Source organism: Streptomyces justiciae, from assembly GCF_015163075.1.
Classification (GTDB): domain Bacteria; phylum Actinomycetota; class Actinomycetes; order Streptomycetales; family Streptomycetaceae; genus Streptomyces; species Streptomyces justiciae.
The window spans coordinates 51940-72135 of sequence record NZ_JADDXU010000018.1 but is presented as its reverse complement, the minus strand read 5'-3'; the positions used below and the strand labels follow the sequence as shown (position 1 = coordinate 72135).

The following is a 20196-nucleotide window of genomic DNA, read 5'->3' as shown; positions in this document are numbered from 1 at the left end:
CCACACTGTGAGCCGTACGTCTCAAGTCAGTTGACGGACAACCGGATGCCTGTTCCACTTGGCCCATGCATCCACAGCAGTGGCTGGTCAAGCGCTCCCACATCGACCTCGGTCGCGTGTGGTCCTCTTCCTGTTGAGCTGACCCCCTGCGCGCCCCGACGTCCGGGGCGCCTTTTGCGCATTCACCTGCTCCACCCTCTTCTCTTCTCCTTCCTCGCCTTCACACGCGCCCTCCCCTCACTCAGCGCTTCCTCGCTCACAGGAGACAGTCCCGCCATGCGTACGCCTTCGCGCGCCCGAAACAGACTTATCACCCCTTTTATCGCGATCTCCGCGGCGACGCTGCTCCTCACCGCCTGCGGCTCCGGCACCGACGACGACGCCGTGAACGCCGCGGCGAAGTCGGACGAGATCCCCACGACGGACGTCGTCTCCGCCATCAAGAAGGACGACGCGGCGGCGAAGCTGCTGCCGTCCGGCACCACGAGCCTGACCCTCGCGGTCAGCGTCTCCGGCCAGCCGCCGGGCACGTCGATCCTGGACGACGGCAAGACCCTCGCCGGCCAGGACATCGACTTCGCGAACGCCGTCGCCAAGGTGCTCGGCATCAAACTCGACACCCAGCAGGCCAGCTTCGAGGCGATCCTCCCGGCCCTCGACAGCGGCAAGTACGACCTCGGCGTCGGCAACTTCGGCGTCACCGACGAGCGCCGCAAGACGATCGACTTCGTCACCTACATCAACGACGGCCAGGGCTTCGCCACCCGCAAGGACAGCGAGCTCACCAAGGTCACCGACCTCAAGCAGCTGTGCGGCCTCAACATCGCCACCAGCGCGGGCACCACCTTCGAGGCCACGCTGGAGGAGAACAAGCACCTGTGCACGGACGCGGGCGACAAGGCGTACAAGGTGCAGACCTACAACGAGCAGGGCGCCATCTGGTCCTCGCTCCAGCAGGGCCGAAGCGATGTGGTGATGTCCACCATCAACGGCCTGCGCTACGCCGTGGCCCACCAGAGCGGCGTCAAGTTCCTCAACGAGTACCACCGCCTGGACGTCGGCTTCGCCTTCAAGAAGGACACGAAGCTGACACCGGCGTTCCAGGCGGCGGTCAACAAGCTGATCGCGGACGGGACGTACGCCGAGATCCTGAAGAAGTGGGGTACCTCGGGCTCGGCGATCACCAAGTCGGAGATCTCACCGCCGGAGCTCAAGGACTGAGGACTCAAGGACGGTTCAGCAGCCGCAGTCACACCCGCAGTCGCAACCGTCGCAGCAGTTCCCGCAGCAATCGCAGCAGCTGCAGCAATCACCGCAGTCACCGCACCCGTCGCACTGATTGCACAGCCCTTCGCGGCGCTGCCGGCTCCAGGGGTCCTCGAACTCCCCGCAGCACATCTGGCACGTGCAGGCGAGCCCCATCCACACCGCACACCCCGCGAGCAGCCCACGCCGGTCCCGGCGGGGCGGCTCCGGGGGCGGGAACCCAGGACCGCCGGGACCGGGCGGCGCGTAGGGCGACGACATGACCGCCGTACCGCCCCCGTGCCCGCACGACGACGAACCGAACGCCCGATCGACAGAGCCCCGCAGCTCATGCACGAGCAGCACATGCGCCAACTTGGCGTCCGCGAACTCGACCTCCCGCAGCGCCAGCCGAATCCCGTGCACGGCGTCGTCGGCGAGCCGCCGCGCCTCCGTCAGCGAGGTCCCCGTGGCCGTCAGTGGGTTCCAGGCGCCCGACGCGGCGTCAGTTTCCCTGTCCTCCACGGCGTCCAGCAGATGCGCGAGCCGCCCGAAGAGCCGTCCCGCCTCGGCGAGCGGTGCGGCGTTGCCGGGCCGTCCGGCCAGAACGGCCGTGTGCGCGAAGGCGGCGGCGGTCGCGGTCTCGGTCGGTTCGGTGACGGTCAGGATCGGCGTCCCGGGTCCGGCGAGCGTCTCGATGCCGAGCTGCCGGTCGACGGCGTCGACGAGCACGGCGGTGTCGAACCCTACCGCCGACCCGCTACGGGCCCCCGCCGCACCCCAGCTCGACGCCACCCGGCGCGCCGCGAGCGCGACCGGCTTGCGGGCCAGCAGCCCGTCCCCGTCGGCGACATGGTCCCGGACCTTGGCCGAGGCGAGCACCAGCGAGACGGCGGCGGAGAGCCGCGCCCCCTCACCGTTGGCGACGGACGCGGTACGCATTCCACGCAGGGGACAGGGCCCCGCCGTACGCCTCCCCCCACCGCCCGGAACGGCCTGAGCCTCCGTCAGAACCGATATGAGAAGCCCGTCATAGTTGGTGACGATCCGCGCGAACTGCCCGTGGTCCTTGCGCAGCGCGAGACACAGCCCGCACAAATGCGCCATCCACTGGGTCTTGAGATGCTCACCGAGCCGATGACGGCAGGGTCTGACGATTCCGAACATGGCGATCCCCCGTGGTGCGTACGACGTTCAGCGGCGGCATCGTATCGATCGCGCCGACCGCGTCGTTCACCCGTACGCCCCGTCCCTCACCCATACGCCGCGAAGAATCATATTTCACTCACAGTCAGCAGCCGTATGGGAAACGACCCTTGGGGCACCCGGGCTCTGTACGGATTCGCTGTGCACCAGTACCGTCACAAACCCCCCGCGCGGCGTCTATCCACTTGGCGCGACGTCCGCATCATGGATGACCATAGGGATGCGGAAAGCAAAACAGACCGCTGTGAGAGGAGGCGTCCATGGGATCGGTGCGCAAGGCGAGTGCCTGGCTGGGCCTCGTTGACGACAACGATGACGAGCGTTACTACGACGACGACGGATACTCCGAGGGGACCGAGGCCGGGGATGCCTGGGTCACCGACCCCCGGGTCAAGGTGGCCTCGGACGTGGCCGAGGAGAAGGGCCGTCGGATCGGGACGGTCACCCCGGACAGCTTCCGGGACGCGCGCGCCATCGGCGAGCTCTTCCGGGACGGGGTTCCCGTCATCATGAACCTGACGGCGATGGAGCCGGCCGACGCCAAGCGGGTCGTCGACTTCGCGGCCGGCCTGATCTTCGGACTGCGCGGTTCGATCGAGCGTGTCTCGACCCGCGTGTTCCTGCTGACCCCCGCCAACACGGAGATCGTGAACGGCGACCCGGCCGCGCACCGCACGGACGGTTTCTTCAACCAGAGCTGAGGCAGGGCCGCTCACCGGCCCTGCCCCGCGCAGGGTTCACCGGAAGGCATCCAGCCCGGTGAGCGCCTTGCCCAGTACCAGTTGGTGCATCTCGACGGTCCCCTCGTACGTCAGCACCGACTCCAGATTCGTCGCGTGCCGCATGACGGGGTATTCGAGGGAGATCCCGTTGGCACCGAGGATGGTCCGCGAGGTCCGGCAGATCTCGATGGCCTCACGCACGTTGTTGAGCTTGCCGAAGCTGACCTGCTCGGGACGCAGGCGGCCGGCGTCCATGCGCCGCCCCAGATGATGGGCGAGCAGAATCCCCTTGTGCAGTTCGACCGCCATGTCGGCGAGCTTGGCCTGGGTCAGCTGGAACCCGCCGATGGGCCGCCCGAACTGCTCCCGCGTCTTCGCGTACTCGACGGCGGCCTCCAGACAACTCCGCGCGGCCCCCATCGAGCCCCACACGATCCCGTACCGGGCGTGCGACAGACAGCTCAGCGGCCCCTTGAGCCCGACGACCTCCGGCAGCACGGCGTCCGAGGGCAGCCGTACGTCGTCGAGAACAAGCTCACTGGTGACGGACGCCCGCAGCGACCACTTGTGCTTGATCTCGGGCGCGGAGAACCCGGCCGAGTCGGTCGGCACGACGAACCCGCGCACCCCTTCCTCGGTCTGCGCCCACACCACGGCGACGCCCGCAACCGAGCCGTTGGTGATCCACATCTTCCGCCCGTTGAGCACCCAGTCGGTGCCGTCGCGCTTCGCGTACGTCCGCATGGACGCGGGGTCGGACCCGTGGTCGGGCTCGGTCAGCCCGAAGCAGCCGATGACCTCACCGGCGGCCATGCGCGGCAGCCAGGCCTGCTTCTGCTCCTCGCTCCCGAACCGATGAATGGCGTACATGGCGAGGGAGCCCTGCACGGAGACGAGGGAGCGAATCCCGGAGTCGGCGGCCTCGAGTTCCAGACAGGCGAGCCCGTACTGCACCGCGCTGGCCCCGGCACACCCGTACCCCTCCAGCGACATCCCGAGCGCCCCGATCCCGCCGAGTTCCCGGGCAAGCTCCTGAATCCCGGGCAGTTCCCCGCTCTCGTACCACTCGGCGACATACGGCAACACCCGATCCGCAGCCCAGGCCCGCACGGTGTCCCGGACGGCGAGATCCTCAGGCTCCAGCAGATCGTCGATACCGAGCGGATCGGCGGGGTCGAACGGAGGCAACTTCGAGGACGCGGACATGAGAACACCCTCCGACACAGAAAACTAGCACCGCTAATCAGAACTGGGCCCAGACGTTACGGGGCGGTGTGACGCCCGTCCAGTAGAAGCACCCGCAGCCGCCAACGGCGAACCACCCCCACAGGAAACGCCCACCCTCCAGCCGACAGTCACGGGCGGTGCGCGGGTGGGAGAGCTACGCGGAGACGCGGGACTCCATGACGTCCCGAGGCGCAGGCACCTCGACCGCCACCGCCTCGCACTGCATGATCCGCGGCAACCGCAACGCCATCACCGCCCCCAGCAGCAACAACCCCGCACTCACCAGCAACGTCACATGCAGCCCGTGCACAAAACAGTCCCGAGCCGTTTGACGCAGGGTCTCACCGGCGGACCCACCCAACCGCCCGGCAACCTCGTACGCCTCGCCCAGCGAATGCCCCGCCGCAGCCGAAGCCGACGCCGGCACCCCCTGCACGGACGACAGTCCAGGCGTATACGCAGCGTTCATCACACTGCCGAGCAGCGCGATACCAATACCCGCGCCCAGCTGGTACGACGTCTCCCCGATCGCCGCCGCCCCACCCGCCTGCTCCGGCGGAGCCTCACTCAGCATCGACTCGTACGCCCCGAACAGCGTCGTCTCCAGGCCGAAGCCCAGCAGCACGAACCCGAACAACAGCAGCGGCGCGTTGTCCTCGCCGCCCATCGCGAGCAGCGTCAGCACCGAGACGGCCGTCAGACAGAACCCGAAGCACACCATCCGCCGCGGCCCGAACCGCCGCAGCATCCGCGCCCCGGCAAGCCCCGACGCCATCGCCGCAACGGTCAACGGCAGCAGCCGCAGCCCCGTCTCCAGCGGCGAAAGCCCCAGCACCAGCTGGAGATACTGCGCCGCGATCAGCTCAAGGCCCACCAGCGCCAGCATCGCCAGCACGATGCAGCACACAGAGGTGGAGAACGCGGGCCGCGCGAACATCCGCAGGTCCACCAGCGGATGCGTACGGCGCCTTTGTCGTCGTACGAAAAGAACCAGCAGCACGACGCCCACCACCAGCGGCACCGCGGTGATCCCGTCGATCTCGCCGCCGCCGAGCCGCTTCACGCCCAGCACGACCCCGAACAGTCCGGCCGCGGCCATCAGCGCACCGACCACGTCCCAGGGCCCCTGCCCGCTGCCCTTCGACTCGGGCAGCAGCAGCCGCCCGACGGGCAGGCTGACCAGCATGAGCGGGATGTTGACCAGGAAGACCGAGCCCCACCAGAAGTGCTCCAGCAGGAAGCCCCCGAGCAGCGGGCCGACCGCCGCGCCGACCGCGGCCACCGCGCTCCAGATGCCGATCGCCAGCGCCCGCTCGCGCCGGTCGGGGAAGACCTGGCGGAGGATCGACAGCGTCGCGGGCATGATCATCGCGCCGCCGACGCCGAGCAGCGCCCGCGCGAAGATCAGCACCTGCGCGTTGTCGGCAAGGGCGGCCAGACCGGAGGCGACGCCGAAGAGGGCGTACCCGAGCAGGAGGACGCGTCTGCGGCCGACCTTGTCGCCGAGCGTGCCGAAGAGGATCAGCAGCGAGGCGCAGACGAGGGGGTAGACGTCGACGATCCAGAGCAGCTCTATCGCGCCGGGCTTGAGGTCCTCGGTGACGGCGGGGACCGCCACATGGAGCACGGTCGCGTCGACCGCGACCAGGAGCAGGCTCACGCAGAGGACGACGAGGACGACCCAGCGGTTGGCACCGGCCCCGGCCGCCCGACGGCGCAGCGCTGCGGCGGCCGTGGTCGTCCCGGACATGTACGTACCTCCCAGATGTTCCCTCGCGTTCGGCGGGCACACGGGGTGGGGACTCCCCGTGATCTCGGCCGGAGGAGCGGTGATCTCCGGCCCGCGCAACGAAGGCGAGTGACACGTCAGCGTACGCGAGTTCACGTCTCGGCCAAGTGGTGGACCTCTCACACTCCGCGGAGAACACGTGTGGCGTACGCCACTCCCCCTCCCCTGCGAACACGCCCCTGCGGCGCTCGCGGTTCACCGGGCGGTCGATAATCGGGCCCGTGACCGATCTTGAGACGCGCGTGGCGCCACCCGGAAACGCCTTGCGCCGCGCGGCCCCGGCCCTCCTCGGGTACGCGGCCGTCCGCGCCCTGGGCCTGCTCACGCTGGCCCTGTGGAGCGCGGCGCGCGACAAGAGCGCGTACACGCTGCTGACGGCCCGCTGGGACGCCCTCTGGTACACGAGGGTCGCCGAGCTGGGATACGGCTACGAGGTCCGCCTCCCCAACGGCGACGTGCACTCGAACCTCGCCTTCTTCCCGCTCCTCCCGTGGCTGGAGCGGGGCGTCGCGGCAGTGACACCGCTGTCGTACGCCGACGCCGGCTTCGCCGTCAGCCTGCTCGCCTCGCTCGCCGCGGCCTGGGGGATCTTCGCGGTCGCGGACCATGTGTACGGGCGCCGGGCCGGGATCTGTGCCGTGCTGGTCTGGGCGGTGCTGCCGGTCGGGATCGTGCAGTCGATGGCGTACAGCGAGTCGCTGTTCACCTCGCTCGCCGCCTGGTCCCTGTACGCCGTCCTGACCGGCCGCTGGCTGACGGCGGGCACCCTCGCGGCGCTGGCGGGCCTGACCCGGCCGGTGGGCCTGGCGGTGGTCGCGGCGGTGTGGGCGACGGGCATCGCCGCCTTCCTGCGGGACCGGGCCGCCGCCCGCGCTCCCTCGTTCGTGCGGGACCGAAGCGCGGCCTCCGCACAGGGCGCCCACGGCACGGAACACGCCCCCTCCCCCACCGCCGACTCGACAGGAGGGGGCGCACCGGCCTGGCGCCGCGCCCTCGGCATGCTCCTCGCCCCCCTCGGCGCCGCGGGATACGTCCTGTGGGTCGGCCACCACACCGGCAAGGGCCCTCTCGGCTATCTCGACGTCCAGGCGGGCTGGCGCAACGGCTTCGACGGGGGCTACGCCTTCGCCCGCTTCGTCGCCGACAAGTTCACGTCGTTCCCGTCGGCCCTCGCCGGCATCGGTCTGATCGTCGGGGTCGGGCTGGTGGTGTGGCTGTACGTCGTCTGCGTGCGGCAGGGCCAACCGCTGCCGCTCCTGGTGTACGCCGGTGTCGTCACCGCCCTCGCGCTGTGCGCGTCGAGTTACTTCGGCTCGAAACCGCGCCTTCTGCTGCCCGCCTTCCCGCTGCTGCTGCCCCTCGCCCTGGCGCTGGCCCGGCTGCGGACGTCCAGGTCGGCCCTGGTGGTCGCCGGTGTGGCCGTGGCGTCGGCGGTGTACGGGGCGTTCTGGCTGAACGGCTCGGGTCCGCCATGATCGACTCCCGGTGCCCGATGAGCGCCGGGAGAATTCCGCGCCATGATTCGGTGAACGAATTCATAAGCGGCAATAAACCGGAACCCGGAATGATCAAAGGAATTGAAGGGGCGGGCGGGACCCGATAGTGGATTCCTCGGAAATAAACCTCCTCCTGAGAGGAATCCCACATCACATCGTCATCACAAAGCCGTGGATTCGACCGGGAACAGAGCTCACTCGCTGTAACGTCGATTGGGTGCGTACCGAACGAAACCTCACCCGTCTGGACCGGGTGTTCGCCAGACTGGACCGTGAGCCGGAACGACCGGCTCATCTCGACGTGCCGCGGATGTCCCGGCACCGGGTCGCGCTGCTCGCCGGAACCCTGCTGTTCTACCTGGCGATCGTGTGGCTCGTGGTGGACACGTCGTGGCTGGTCCGGCTGGACTGGCAGGTCATGTTCTTCCGGCCGTACCAGCAGTGGTCGGAGATCCACTGGTTCGTGGACTACTACGTGGTGCTCGGCCAGCGCGGCCCGACCGCGGTGATGGTCGCGGCCTGGCTGGGCTGGCGCTCCTGGCGGCAGCACACCCTGCGCCCGCTGCTCACCCTCGGTGCCTCGCTGCTCCTGCTGAACATCACGGTGGGCGCCGCCAAGCTCGGCATGGGCCGCCTCGGACCGCACTACGCGACCACCATCGGCTCGAACGAGATGGGTCTGGGCGGCGATATATTTCCCAGCGGCCACACCGCGAACGCCGTGGTGACCTGGGGAATCCTGGCCTATCTGGCCTCCACTCCGAGAGCCCGCAGATGGCTGTCCGCCGTCTCCGCGGTGACCTCGCTCGGCGTCGGCCTCGCCACCGTCTACCTCGGTACGCACTGGCTGAGCGACGTCATGCTCGGCTGGACCGCGGGTCTGCTGGTCCTGCTGGCCCTGCCCTGGTGCGAGCCCCTCATCACCCGCACCGAGACCGCCCTCTTCGACCTGCGCGACCGCTGGCGGGCCCGCCGCGCAGTCCCCACGGCCGTCAAGCCGGTCGAGGTCCCGGTCCCGCTCAAGCCGCGCACCGCGCCGCAGAGCGAGCCCGCGGCCCGCTCCACCCGGGCGCCCGCCTATCTGGCGCCGGGCCCGCACACGGCCCGCTCGGAGCGCACCCCGGTCACCCCGGTCGGCCCGCGCCGGCCGCCCCATCCCGACCGCGTCGCACGCGGCACAGCCTCGGCGGCCCGCCCCCTGACAGGCGGATAGGCCACCGGCGGACAGCGGGGACGGTACGCACACACCCACCCCGCAGCGACGGCCCCCACTCCTCACCGAGTGGGGGCCGTCGTCGTATGACCGCCGGGATGTCTCAGCCCTTCCAGGAGCGCGCCACGCGCCCGTCCTTCACCTCGAAGTTCAGGCGACCGCTCCGGTACTCCATCGTGATGATCGCTCCGGGCGGCAGCGAGCGGACCGTCGACCAGCCCTTCTCGCGCGCGAGCCGCTCGGCGCGGTCCTGCTCCAGACCCACATAGGCGTCCGGGTTGTCGTGGGGTTCGGCGGGCGGTTTCGGTATCGGTGCCATACGGCCACGCTAGGCCCTCCGCGCGCGCCCGGGCCAGGGATCAGAGCACTGTCGGTCACCGGTCCTTCTCCGGTCACGCTTCTGTCACAAGATCCCGACAGCCGTTTCCCCACCTGCGCGTCACACGTACGAGCGGTTCCCTAGGCCTTCCGCGCGTAATCGAACGTAATTCCCGCGTGTCGCGGACGCTCCTCGAATAACCGGCCGGAAAGTGCCAGGAGATGTGTCGCCGGAGCCTTTTCCTTGCGATTCCGGGCGCGGCCGGTGGGTCTGACACCGCATAGGAAAAACACGGGTCCACCACACAACCCCCGTACGCCCTCTGTCGCTGTGCGCGGCGACGCGAGCATCATGACGTGACCCGAGGCGCGACAAGCGAAGGGGCGATCCAGCGATGGGTACCGAGACCGTGCAGACGACGGTGCGACCCGTGCGGAGCAGGAACCACGGCCGGGTCGTCGTCGACTGGCTGACCACCACCGACCACAAGAAGATCGGTCATCTCTACCTGATCACGTCGTTCGTGTTCTTCCTGGCCGGCGGCGTCATGGCGCTGCTGATGCGCGCCGAGCTGGCCCGGCCGGGGTTGCAGCTCCTCGACAACGAGCAGTTCAACCAGCTGTTCACGATGCACGGCACGATCATGCTGCTGCTGTTCGCGACGCCGAGCTTCGCGGGCTTCGCCAACGAGCTGATGCCCTTGCAGATCGGCGCGCCGGACGTGGCGTTCCCGCGGCTGAACATGCTGTCGTACTGGTTCTTCCTGTTCGGCGGGCTCATCGTGATGGGCTCGCTGCTGGTGCCGTCCGGGCCGGCGGCCTTCGGCTGGTTCGCGTACGCGCCGCTCAACAGCATGGAACGCTCGCCGGGCGTCGGCCCCGACCTGTGGATCATGGGGCTCGCGCTGGCCGGGTTCGGCACGATCCTCGGCGCGGTCAACTTCATCACCACGATCATCGGGATGCGCGCGCCCGGCATGACGATGTTCCGGATGCCGATCTTCACCTGGAACACGCTGTTCACGTCGATCCTGATCCTGATGGCGTTCCCGGTGCTGGCGGCGGCGCTGCTGGTGCTGGAGGCGGATCGCCGCTTCGGCTCGCAGGTGTTCGCGTCGGCCAACGGCGGGGCGCTGCTGTGGCAGCACCTGTTCTGGTTCTTCGGGCATCCCGAGGTCTACATCATCGCGTTGCCGTTCTTCGGGATCATCACCGAGATCCTGCCGGTCTTCAGCCGCAAGCCGCTGTTCGGCTATCTGACGCTGGTCGGCGCCACGATGGCGATCACCGGGCTGTCGATCGTGGTGTGGGCGCACCACATGTTCGTCACGGGCGCTGTGCTGCTGCCGTTCTTCTCGTTCATGACGTTCCTCATCGCCGTGCCGACGGGCGTGAAGTTCTTCAACTGGATCGGCACCATGCTGAAGGGCTCGCTGTCCTTCGAGACGCCGATGCTGTGGGCGTGCGGCTTCCTGGTGACGTTCCTGTTCGGCGGTCTGACCGGGGTGATCCTGGCGTCACCACCGCTGGACTTCCACGTCTCCGACTCGTACTTCGTCGTCGCGCACTTCCACTACGTCGTGTTCGGCACGGTCGTCTTCGCGATCTTCGGCGGCTTCTACTTCTGGTGGCCCAAGTTCACCGGCAAGATGCTCGACGAGCGGCTCGGGAAGATCCAGTTCTGGACGCTGTTCGTCGGCTTCCACACCACGTTCCTGGTGCAGCACTGGCTGGGCGCGGAGGGCATGCCGCGCCGGTACGCCGACTATCTCGCCGCCGACGGGTTCACCGCCCTCAACACGATCTCGACGATCGGCGCGTTCCTGCTCGGCATCTCGACGCTGCCGTTCCTCTACAACGTGTGGAAGACCGCCAAGTACGGCGAGAAGGTCGACACCGACGACCCTTGGGGCTACGGCCGTTCGCTGGAGTGGGCGACGTCCTGCCCGCCCCCGCGGCACAACTTCACGACGCTGCCGCGGATCCGCTCCGAGTCCCCGGCGTTCGATCTGCACCATCCCGAGTACGCGGCGTTCGCTCCGCAGCCCGAGCCAGAGAGCGAGCAAGCCGGCCGTGAGCCGTCCTGATCGCCTCCGTCAGCTCGGCGGGCTCCAGCACCTCGAACTCGAAGCCGGTCATCATCACGTGAATGACCATCACGTCGAGGCTCGCGGCCCCGGTGCGCAGGACGCAGGCGTCCGGTCCGTCCGCCTCCAGCTGTCCCGCGCTCGGTGAGATCCGCTCGGCGGCCTCCTCGATCGGCACCAGCAGGCGGATGACGGCATGGGCCGCGTACGCGCGCGTGGAGACACCTCGGGAGACGTACGCGGCGAGGTCCTCGGCGGGTGGCGTGCGCGCGGCGAAGCGGGGACCGTGCGGTGGCTTGGGCGTGATGCGGTCGACGCGGAAGGTCCGCCAGTCGTCGCGGTCGAGGTCCCAGGCGACCAGGTACCAGCGGCGCTCGGTGCACACCAGGCGGTGCGGCTCGACGGTACGGCGGGTGGGGGTGCCGCCGTGGTCGCTGTACTCGAAGCGCAGCCGCTCGGCGTCCCGGCAGAGGTTGGCGAGCTCGGTCAGCACGGCCGGGTCGACGCCGGACGGCTGGGGGCCCCGCAGCATCGGCACGGTGAAGGCGTTGAGGGCGCCCACCCGGCGGCGCAGCCGGTTCGGCAGGACCTGCTCCAGCTTGGCGAGGGCACGGACGGACGTCTCGCCGATGCCCTCGATGCCCTGCCCGGCGGCCGTGCGCAGGCCGACGGCGACGGCGACGGCCTCGTCGTCGTCCAGCAGCAGCGGCGGCAGCTCGGCGCCCGCGCCCAGCTGGTAGCCGCCGCCGGTGCCGGGGCTGGCGTTGACGGGGTAGCCCAGCTCGCGCAGCCGGTCGACGTCCCGGCGCACGGTGCGCGGGGTGACGCCGAGGCGGTCGGCGAGATCGGCGCCGGACCATTCGCGGTGGGCCTGGAGGAGCGAGAGCAGGCGCAGGAGTCGTGCCGAGGTCTCCAACATGGGGCCGAGTCTGCCAGCGATCGCGGACAGCTGCTGTCCGCGATGCCTTCACTGACCGCAGCGAAGACTGAGGTTGCCGTGCCGTGTCTCGTACGGCACCCGGCCGTCGGCGGCCGTGAGGTCCATGACGCCGGGCATCAGCCGCCGCTCGCCGCCGTCCACGCGCGCGTAGGCGTCCCAGCAGCCCTCCGGGAGGCCGACGCTGCTCGGCAGGGCGGCGCGCAGTCTGCCGTCCGCCGCCGGGGTCAGCGGCAGGAACACCTCCTCGTGCCCGTCGCGTCGGCGCAGCACGAGGTGGGCGGTGCCGCCCCTCCCGTCCACGGTGACGTCGAAGGTCAGCCCGCCCGCGGTGTCGGCAATGCAGTCGGCGCGCAGGGGCGCCGTCGGCCGGGCCAACGTTGTCATGCGGTACGGATCCTTCCTCGGCTGTGCTGTCTGGTGAGACCCACGATTTTGCCTTTTGGTTGCCTTGCTGCCGAGGCTTTTGCGGGCTTACTGCCGTGGCTTTCGGTGGCCTTACTGCCGATAGGCAAGCTGCGGCACGTCGAAGCAGGTGTCGTTCATGTCCCCCTGGGAGACCCACCCCTTCCCGTCCTGCCAGCGGGCGACGGAGAGGCAGGTCCGGCGGGTCTTGGGCGGCTCGGCCAGCCGTTCGAAGCGGACCGGGAGCAGCAGTCCGTCGGCGGTGTAGTCCTCGCTGCGGTTCATGAACCCGTCGACGCACGCGCGCGTGACGCCGCTCCCCGCCTTCGCGCACGCCTTGGCCGCGTCCGTGAACCACATCGCCGCCGCCCAGCCCTCCAGCTGCCACTGGGAGTGCGTCTTCAGCCCCTCGGTGGCGTCCCGGAACTCCCGTACGGCCGCCTGGCCGGTGTCCTCGTAGTTCCGGCTGGAGCCGGTGGCCCACAGGGCGTTGCGGCAGCGCGGGGAGTCCTTGTAGTCGTCGGCGACGGTGGATGTCCAGTTCTGCACGTTGGTGACCTTGGCGGTGACCTGGACGCCGGCGTCGTCCATCGCCTTGCACAGCTGGGCGTTGCCGTGCGTGTCGACGGCGTCGAACACGAGGTCGACGCCCCGGTCCTTCAGGTCGGCCGCGACGGCACGGAAGTTGGGCAGCGCGAAGTCGACCTGCTCGTTGACCACGTCGTACCCCTCGGCCTTCAGCCCCTGGACGACGAGCCGGGCGTAGGCGGCGGAGGCGGCCTGGTTGTACGAGACGACGGCGGCGGTACGGGCCCCCTGCTCGCGTTTGAAGTACCGGTAGACCTCGGTGCCGCCGTACTGCTGTCCGTCCCAGCCGGTGGTGCCGTCGCGGGGCGCGAGGCTGCCGTAGATGCCGTAGAGGTGCGGCCAGGTGTCGTAGGCGTTCCCTATGGGTTGGCCGCCGATGTCGGGCACGCGCGCGTGGGAGACGCGGGAGGCGCCCGCGTAGTCGAGGGACGTGGTGGCGACGAGGGCGACGACCTTGTCCTCGTCGATCAGCCGGTGGACGCAGGTGTTGTTGCCGACGCCGCTGCCGCCGTCGTCGCACTCCCGCACCTCGACGGGGCGCCCGTCGATGCCCCCGCGCGCGTTGAGACGCTCGAAGTAGGCCTTGGCGCCGTCGCGGGGGCCGGTGAAGGTGTCGCCGCCGACCGGGCTGGTGGCGCTGCTGACGATGCCCACGCGGATCGGGGTCGCCTCCTGGGCCGGCGTGCTCCGGTCGCCGCGGTGCTCGAAGTCGCTCTCCGGGAGCCTGCTGCCGCACGCCGCCGTCAGGGCGAGCAGCAGCGCCGCGGCCGCGGCCTCAGCAGCCCGGCAGGGCCGACGCCGTCGCATTCCCGCTCAGCTGGACCAGCGCGCACAGCGTCGTGACGGACACCTTCCAAGTGCCGTCCTGCTCGACCGCCTTCCCGGAGGCGTCCGGCAGGGCGGTGGCGCCGTTCAGGAGCAGCGTGTACGTCACGGTCGCCTCGGTCGGCGAGGTGAACTCCACCTTGGTGACCTGCGCCTCGACCTGTCCGCCGCGGTCGTCGCCGCTGAAGGCCGCGAGGACGGGGCCCATCTTGTCGCCGTTCTCCAGGACGGCCTGCTTGTCCTTGGTGGACGTCTTGGGGTCGAAGAACTTCCGCCAGTTCTCCTTGACCTCCTTCTCGGCCGCCGCCTTGTCAGCCGGCCCGCTCGCGGAGGGACTGGCGGGCGCGCTCGTCGTCGTCTCCGGAGTCGGGCTGGGCGGCGGGCTGTCGCTGCCGCCCCCGCTGTCGTCGCTGCACGCCGTGAGGGACGCGGCGAGGACGAACACCACCGCCACCAGCCCTCGGCTGCCGTTCCCCCACTTGCGGTCGCTCCCGAGAACCATCTGGCTCACCACCGGGTGTCGGTCCGGGCCATGTGCGCCCGGTGCTTTCAGGGTCAGCTTCCAGAAGGCATAGTGCAAAAGATTGGCTGGCATGGACAGGCACGCGACATGTGGGAGCCAGAGATGCGGACAGCGCGACTGCGGACCGTGCACCCCGTCCAGTGGGCCGGCTGGGCCGCGCTCGCCGCGGGCGCGGTGCTGTGCGTCCTCGGCTGGTACGGCGTCTCGGGCGAGCGGTTCGCCGAACGCCAGCTGCCCTATCTGGCCTCCTGCACGGTGCCCGGCGCCGCGCTGATCGTCGCGGGCGCGGTGCTGCTGGCGCGCGGCCGGGACACGATCGCCGCCGCGCGCGTGGAGGAGCTGTACGGCCTCCTGGTGGCCGCCGAGCCGGAGAGTCCCCCGGAGCCGGCGACGACTCCCCTCGCGATCAGCGGGGATCTGCTGATGGTGCCGGGCGGCACGCTGTGGCATCGCGCGGACTGCCCTCTGGTGGCCGGGAAGGTGGAGGCCGTGCCGGTGGACGCGAAGCTGGTGGCGAGCGGCGAGCTGGGCGCCTGCCCCATCTGCGAGCCCGCCGAAGAGACCGACTGAAGCCCCGCGGCCGATGTCGTCCCTCACCTACGACCTCACGCTCGCCGGCCTCTCGGTGGGCAGCGCCGCCGCGCTGACCGGGATCGGCCTGATCGTGACGTACCGCGCGACGGGCGTCCTCAACTTCGCGCACGGGGCGATCGCCATGGTGTGCGCGTACGTGCTGCGGCAGTGCGTGGTGGAGTGGGGCTGGCCGCTGTGGGCGGGGGCGGCGGTGACGCTGTTGCTGCTGGCCCCGGCCCTGGGAGTGGTCCTGGAACGCTGGGTCTTCCGGCCCTTGTCCGTCCTCGGCGGCGATCCCGCGCAGACGCTGGTCGCCTCCATCGGGGTGTTCGTGCTGCTGGTGGGCGGGGCGGCGCTGCTGTGGGGCCAGGGCGCGCGGGACGACGCGCCGGAGCTGGTGTCGTCGGACCCGTGGGGCCAGTTGACGGTCGTGGTGGTGCTGGCGGCGGGTGTGGGCGCGGTGATCCGCTGGACGCGCTTCGGCCGGGAGCTGCGTGCGGTGGTGGACGACCGCCGGCTGGCCGTGCTGGGCGGTATCGACGCGGACCGGGTGGCGGCGGCGGGCTGGGCGTTCGGTTCGTTCACGGCGGGCCTGACGGGCGTGCTGCTGGCGCCGTACGTACGCCTGGACCCGTACGGCCTGCCGCTGCTGGTCATGGAGGTGGTGGCCGTCGCGGTGGCGGCCCGCATGCGCAGCCTGCCGGTGGCGGTCGTGGTGGCCCTGGCCATCGGAGTGGGCCAGAGCCAACTGACGCGTCTGCACCCGACCGGCTGGGGTGAGCCCCTGCTCCAAGCGGTGGGCGCGAACCTCTTCGTAGTGGCCCTGCTGCTCGCGGCCCTGGCCCTCCCCCGCATCGGCACCCGGGACGCCCTGCCCCGCACGGCGACCGCGCGCGTGCCGACGCCGCCGGGCGTGTGGATCGTGGCCGTGGTGCTGTTCCTCCTCCCCCTGGGCTTCGCGGGCTCGGACCTGCATACGTCGGTGCAGGTGCCGGCGCTGGGGGTGGTGCTGCTGTCGCTGGTGGTGGTCACGGGCAGGGGCGGCCAGATCTCACTCGGCCAGGCGGCGTACGCGGGCCTGGGCGCCCTGTTCACGGCGCTGCTGTCGGCGGGCCGCTTCCCCGGGCTGCCGCAGCTCCCCGAACTCCCGGCGCTGGCCCTGGCGGTCCTCCTGGTGGCCCCGCTGGGCCTCCTCACCGGCTGGCCGGCGATCACCCGCCGCGGCCTGGCCCTGGCGCTGGCGACGTTCGCGGTGGGCGTGGGGGTGAGCCGCTTCGTCTTCGCCCAGCCGTACGCCACGGCGGGCCTGACACTGGGCCGCCCGGCAGGCTTCGAGGGAGACCGCGCCTACTACGTCCTTGAGTTGGCACTGCTGGCGGCAGCCCTGTGGGCAACCCGCCTGCTCCGCACGGGCCGTACGGGCCGAGCGCTGGCGGCGATGCGGGACCACGAGGCGGGAGCGTCGGCGGCGGGCGTCCAGGTCCCGTCCCTGAAGCTCCTGGCGTTCGTCGCGGGCGCGGCGCTGGCGGCCCTGGGCGGCGGCATGCTCGGCATGGGCGTACGCGCCTTCGACCCCGGCGCCTTCGACCCGGTCCGCGGCCTCCTCTGGTTCGCCGCGGTCACGGTCCTGGGCGCCGACAGCACGCTCGGCGCGTTGACCGCGGCGGCGTTGTTGGTCGGCCTGGACGCGGGGGCGAGGGGCGGGGTGGCGGCGGCGTTGATCGGGGTGCTGGCGGTGTTGGTGGGCCGGTTCCCCGGGGGGCCGTACGAGGCGTTGCGGGCGGGGGTGGGGAGGCTGCGGTTGCGGGGAGGGGTGCGGCTGACGCCGGTGGGTGTGAAGGCACGGAGACGGGTCAGGACGACGCAACAACGAACGGCTTCAACTGATCGCCGCGCTGCCGCACCTGACCAAGAAGCCCGCACGAGCAACACAGGCAAGAGCCACAACAGTCCCGCACCCGCCAACGACGCTCAACCCCCACAAGGGCCACCCGCACCCGGCCACGAAACCCGCACGGGTGGTGTGGGTGGGAAACACCACGCGGCCGCAGGCCGCGTGCTCACCACCCACGACCTCACAGCCCGCTACGACACCTTCACCGCCCTCGACGGAGTCGACCTCACCGTCCACCCCGGCCGCATCACCGCCGTCATCGGCCCCAACGGCGCCGGCAAGACCACCCTCTTCAACTGCCTCGCCGGCACCCACCACCCCACCCACGGCCAGGTCCGCTACGCCGGCAGGGACATCACCCACCTCCCCGCCCACGCCCGCACCCGCCTCGGCATCACCCGCACCTTCCAACAACTCGCCGTCTTCCCCACCCTCACCGTCACCGAGAACGTCCGCGTAGGCGCCGAACAGACCCACACCCCCGACCCGGCCACCGCCACCCGCCACGCCCTCAGACTCCTCGCCCTCGACGGCCCCCTCAGCACCCTCCCCGCCGCAGGCCTCCCCACCGGCACCCTCCGCCGCGTGGAACTCGCCAGAGCCCTCGCCGGCAACCCCCGCGTCCTCCTCCTCGACGAACCCGCCGCCGGCCTCGACACCGCCGAAGTGACCGCACTGGCCCGCGTCCTGAAGGCCCTCGCCGCCGACGGCACCGCTCTGCTCGTCGTCGAGCACGACCTCGACCTCGTGGCCGACCTCGCGGACGTCGTCCACGTCATGGCCGCAGGCCGCATCATCGCCTCCGGCCCACCGGAACACGTCCTGGACGCCCTCGCCGCCCAGGAGCCCTCCGCATGACCACCCTCGCCCTACGCCACGCGCGCGTGCGCTACGGCCCCTTGGAGGCCCTCCACGGCGTCACCCTTGCCGCGCCCACCCCCGGCCTCACCGTCCTCCTCGGCCGCAACGGCTCCGGCCGTACCACCGCCCTGCGCGCCCTCGCCGGCACCGTCCCCCTGTCGGCCGGCGCCGTCGTCTGGGACGGCACCGACATCACCCGCGTCCCCGCCCACGAACGCGCCCGCCGAGGCCTCCACCTGGTCCCCGAACGCCAGGCGGTGTTCGGCTCCCTCACCGTCCGCGAGAACCTCGAACTGGCCGCGCCCGCCTACTCCCCAGCCTTCAAGGCGTACCCCCAACTGGAGGCCCTCCTCCCCCGCCGCGCCGGCACCCTTTCCGGCGGCGAGCAGCGCATGCTCGCCCTCGCCCGCGCCCTGCTGGCCCACGCGCGCGTACTCCTCGTCGACGAGCCCACCCAGGGCATGTCCCCCACGGTCGCCGCCCGCACGTACGCCCTGCTGGCCGGTCTCGACGCCTGCGTGGTCGTAGCGGAACAACGCCTGCCACCGGCCCTGCGCGACCGGACATCAGCCCACACACCCGTCCTCGTGTACGAACTGCGTCGCGGCGCGGTCGTGTTCAGCGGAGAGGCGGCCGAACGGGAGCCGATTCGAGCGGCGCCCCGAACACGGCCACAGCCCGGCCCGCCCCCTTCGCCCCACCCGAACCCTTCGGAATGACCAGCAACGTTCCCGGGTTCAGCCGACCCGGATACCGTCCGATCATGCCCTTGTTGGCCCGGTACAGCGCCCTCCAGCCGCCCTTGACGCCGTACGTGCGGGCGAGCGCCGAGAGGGTGTCGCCGGGCTTCACGGTGTGCATGCGGCCCTGGAGCCCGTACCGGCGCGAACAGACCGGCCAGGCCTCCCAGCCCTGCACGGCCAGCACCTCCTGGGCGACGGCGATCTGCTGCGCCCGCGTGGCGAGGTCCGCGCGCGGGGCGTACGTCAGTCCGCCGAACTCCTCCCAGGTGGGCTGCCAGAACTGGAGTCCGCCGTAGAAGCCGTTGCCGGTGTCGGCGTGCCAGCGGCCGCTGCTCTCGCACTCGGCGACGCAGCTCCAGGGCCAGCCGTCGCGGGCGCAGTCGTACGGCACGGTCGTCGGGGACGGGCCGGGGGCCGGGGGCGGCGGGGCCGCATACGCGAGGGCCGGGACGGCGGCACCGGCGAGCAGGCAGGCGGCGAGGAGCAGGCGGAGCGGTGTGCGGTACATCGGCCCACGCTAGGCAGCCCGTCCCGTACGGCCGCGGATACGCGACCGGCGCGATCAGGGGCCCCACCCGGTCGGCGGACCGTCCGGATGGGGCCCCGTGCCCGGGAGGGGGGAGCAGCTCAGAGTTCGAGTCGCTGCCCGGGCACGATCAGGTCGGGATCACCGCCGATGACGGCCTTGTTGGCGGCATAGATGCGCTGCCAGGTGGTCCCGTGGCGGGCGGCGATCGTGCTCAGCGTTTCGCCCGCGCGGACGGTGTGGTCGCCGCGGGACGCGCCGCGGTTGGTGTGGCTCTGGGAACGGGCCGGCGTCTTCGACGGCTTGGACGAGGTACCGGAGGAACCGGAGGAGACCGAGGGTGCGCTGCCCTGCGCCCCGGCCCGGGCGGAACAGGTCGGCCAGGCGCCCCAACCCTGGGCGCGCTGGACCTTGGTGGCGATCGCGATCTGCTGGGCCTTGGTGGCCCGGTCGGCCGTCGCCGCGTAGGCGGTGCCGCCGTACGCGCGCCAAGTGCCGGCGGAGAACTGGAGCCCGCCGTAGTAGCCGTTGCCGGTGTTGATGTGCCAGTTGCCGCCGCTCTCGCACCGGGCGATGCGGTCCCACACTCCGTCGTCCGCCGCTGCGGCGTTGCCGGTCGCGGCGAGCAGTCCGAGCGGGGCGAGCAGGGCCGCCCCGGCGAGAACCGCCGTCGTACGAACCGGAGTCTTACGAGCGTTGTCGTGCGTGGTATGGGCACATTCAGACATGAAGTTCCCTCTCACAGGACCCGGGGTCCCCCATGGCGCGGACGAACCCGAGCGGTGCTCGTTGCACACGGCGGAGGAATGTAGAGAGGGCGGCCGCCCGGTATCAACCAACTCCTTGTCATTCCAGGCCAGTTCGCCGTTACCGAAGGTAGCGACTTTTTTCGGCCACCCACTTCATTCGCCGATTTCCTGATTTGTCGACCAGTGGGCCCGATGATCTGTGACCCACTTCACCGAACCAACTTCCTTGGATTTCCAAGGACTTGACACTGAGTGCCCGATTCCGCGCC

The 20196-nt window shown here is 70.8% G+C and carries 16 protein-coding genes and 2 pseudogenes; 8 read left to right on the top strand and 10 right to left on the bottom strand.

Translation table 11 applies throughout. The features are described from left to right. Positions 1 to 276 precede the first annotated feature (276 nt). On the top strand, positions 277 to 1221 hold the full coding sequence (locus IQ210_RS37365) for an ABC transporter substrate-binding protein (protein ID WP_194083678.1): 945 nt from the start codon (positions 277 to 279) through the stop codon (positions 1219 to 1221). A gap of 15 nt (positions 1222 to 1236) precedes the next feature. Here the strand turns inward: IQ210_RS37365 and IQ210_RS37360 are convergent, their stop codons facing one another. Next, positions 1237 to 2412 (bottom strand): DUF5685 family protein, encoded by a 1176-nt coding sequence (locus IQ210_RS37360; protein WP_194083677.1) that lies wholly within the window; start codon positions 2410 to 2412, stop codon positions 1237 to 1239. 299 nt (positions 2413 to 2711) lie between these two features. Here IQ210_RS37360 and IQ210_RS37355 point away from each other — a divergent pair, with 299 nt between their 5' ends. Next, the gene (locus tag IQ210_RS37355) at positions 2712 to 3152 is read left to right on the top strand and encodes a cell division protein SepF (RefSeq protein ID WP_079312542.1); all 441 of its coding nucleotides are present in this window, start codon (positions 2712 to 2714) and stop codon (positions 3150 to 3152) included. Between the two features lie 36 nt (positions 3153 to 3188). Here IQ210_RS37355 and IQ210_RS37350 read toward each other — a convergent pair whose 3' ends face one another. Next, the gene (locus tag IQ210_RS37350) at positions 3189 to 4379 is read right to left on the bottom strand and encodes an acyl-CoA dehydrogenase family protein (protein ID WP_194083676.1); all 1191 of its coding nucleotides are present in this window, start codon (positions 4377 to 4379) and stop codon (positions 3189 to 3191) included. A gap of 175 nt (positions 4380 to 4554) precedes the next feature. Continuing rightward, a complete protein-coding gene (locus IQ210_RS37345) occupies positions 4555 to 6150 on the bottom strand; it encodes an MFS transporter (RefSeq protein ID WP_194083675.1) in 1596 nt (531 codons plus the stop codon). Between the two features lie 260 nt (positions 6151 to 6410). Between IQ210_RS37345 and IQ210_RS37340 the strand changes: the two genes are divergently transcribed. Together IQ210_RS37340 and IQ210_RS37335 are read left to right on the top strand one after the other, a co-directional pair. Continuing rightward, complete coding sequence (locus IQ210_RS37340; protein WP_194083674.1) at positions 6411 to 7664, top strand: mannosyltransferase family protein; 1254 nt, start codon at positions 6411 to 6413, stop codon at positions 7662 to 7664. A gap of 238 nt (positions 7665 to 7902) precedes the next feature. Then, positions 7903 to 8898 (top strand): phosphatase PAP2 family protein, encoded by a 996-nt coding sequence (locus IQ210_RS37335; RefSeq protein ID WP_194083673.1) that lies wholly within the window; start codon positions 7903 to 7905, stop codon positions 8896 to 8898. 103 nt (positions 8899 to 9001) lie between these two features. On the opposite strand, the gene IQ210_RS37330 is transcribed toward IQ210_RS37335, so the two are convergent. After that, complete coding sequence (locus IQ210_RS37330; RefSeq protein ID WP_194083672.1) at positions 9002 to 9217, bottom strand: I78 family peptidase inhibitor; 216 nt, start codon at positions 9215 to 9217, stop codon at positions 9002 to 9004. A gap of 394 nt (positions 9218 to 9611) precedes the next feature. Here IQ210_RS37330 and ctaD point away from each other — a divergent pair. After that, positions 9612 to 11183: pseudogene (ctaD, locus tag IQ210_RS37325) on the top strand (aa3-type cytochrome oxidase subunit I); the annotation flags it as partial. Here ctaD and IQ210_RS37320 read toward each other — a convergent pair. The 4 genes and pseudogenes from IQ210_RS37320 to IQ210_RS37305 all read right to left on the bottom strand — a co-directional run bounded on the left by IQ210_RS37320 (position 11182) and on the right by IQ210_RS37305 (position 14560). Further along, entirely contained in the window at positions 11182 to 12222 is a 1041-nt protein-coding gene (locus tag IQ210_RS37320) for a helix-turn-helix transcriptional regulator (protein WP_194083671.1), read from the bottom strand. The pseudogene ctaD and the gene IQ210_RS37320 overlap by 2 nt on opposite strands. Before the next feature lie 60 nt (positions 12223 to 12282). Then, positions 12283 to 12627, bottom strand: a pseudogene (locus IQ210_RS37315) (hypothetical protein); the annotation flags it as partial. Positions 12628 to 12738: 111 nt separating this feature from the next. Next, positions 12739 to 14040 carry an ABC transporter substrate-binding protein gene (locus IQ210_RS37310; RefSeq protein ID WP_194083669.1) on the bottom strand — a complete coding sequence of 434 codons (1302 nt, stop codon included), beginning with the start codon at positions 14038 to 14040 and terminating at the stop codon, positions 12739 to 12741. Then, positions 14009 to 14560, bottom strand: a complete 552-nt coding sequence (locus IQ210_RS37305) for a hypothetical protein (RefSeq protein ID WP_194083668.1) — start codon at positions 14558 to 14560, stop codon at positions 14009 to 14011. Before IQ210_RS37305 ends, IQ210_RS37310 begins: the two co-directional genes overlap by 32 nt. 123 nt (positions 14561 to 14683) lie before the next feature. Here IQ210_RS37305 and IQ210_RS37300 point away from each other — a divergent pair, with 123 nt between their 5' ends. Genes IQ210_RS37300 through IQ210_RS37290 form a run of 3 tightly spaced genes read left to right on the top strand, consistent with a single transcriptional unit; the run spans position 14684 to position 18628 of the window. Then, positions 14684 to 15151, top strand: coding sequence for a hypothetical protein (locus IQ210_RS37300; RefSeq protein ID WP_194083667.1), 468 nt, complete (start codon positions 14684 to 14686; stop codon positions 15149 to 15151). 13 nt (positions 15152 to 15164) lie between these two features. Beyond that, positions 15165 to 17906 carry an ABC transporter permease subunit gene (locus IQ210_RS37295; protein WP_194083666.1) on the top strand — a complete coding sequence of 914 codons (2742 nt, stop codon included), beginning with the start codon at positions 15165 to 15167 and terminating at the stop codon, positions 17904 to 17906. Beyond that, positions 17903 to 18628: an ATP-binding cassette domain-containing protein gene (locus IQ210_RS37290; protein ID WP_194083665.1), complete on the top strand. Its 726-nt coding sequence runs from the start codon at positions 17903 to 17905 to the stop codon at positions 18626 to 18628. The genes IQ210_RS37295 and IQ210_RS37290 overlap by 4 nt, the downstream gene beginning before the upstream one ends. Here the strand turns inward: IQ210_RS37290 and IQ210_RS37285 are convergent. Next, the gene (locus tag IQ210_RS37285) at positions 18528 to 19160 is read right to left on the bottom strand and encodes a LysM peptidoglycan-binding domain-containing protein (RefSeq protein WP_194083664.1); all 633 of its coding nucleotides are present in this window, start codon (positions 19158 to 19160) and stop codon (positions 18528 to 18530) included. The two genes, IQ210_RS37290 and IQ210_RS37285, sit on opposite strands and share 101 nt — an antisense overlap. A gap of 119 nt (positions 19161 to 19279) precedes the next feature. Then, positions 19280 to 19906, bottom strand: a complete 627-nt coding sequence (locus IQ210_RS37280; protein WP_194083663.1) for a LysM peptidoglycan-binding domain-containing protein — start codon at positions 19904 to 19906, stop codon at positions 19280 to 19282. Positions 19907 to 20196 lie beyond the last annotated feature (290 nt).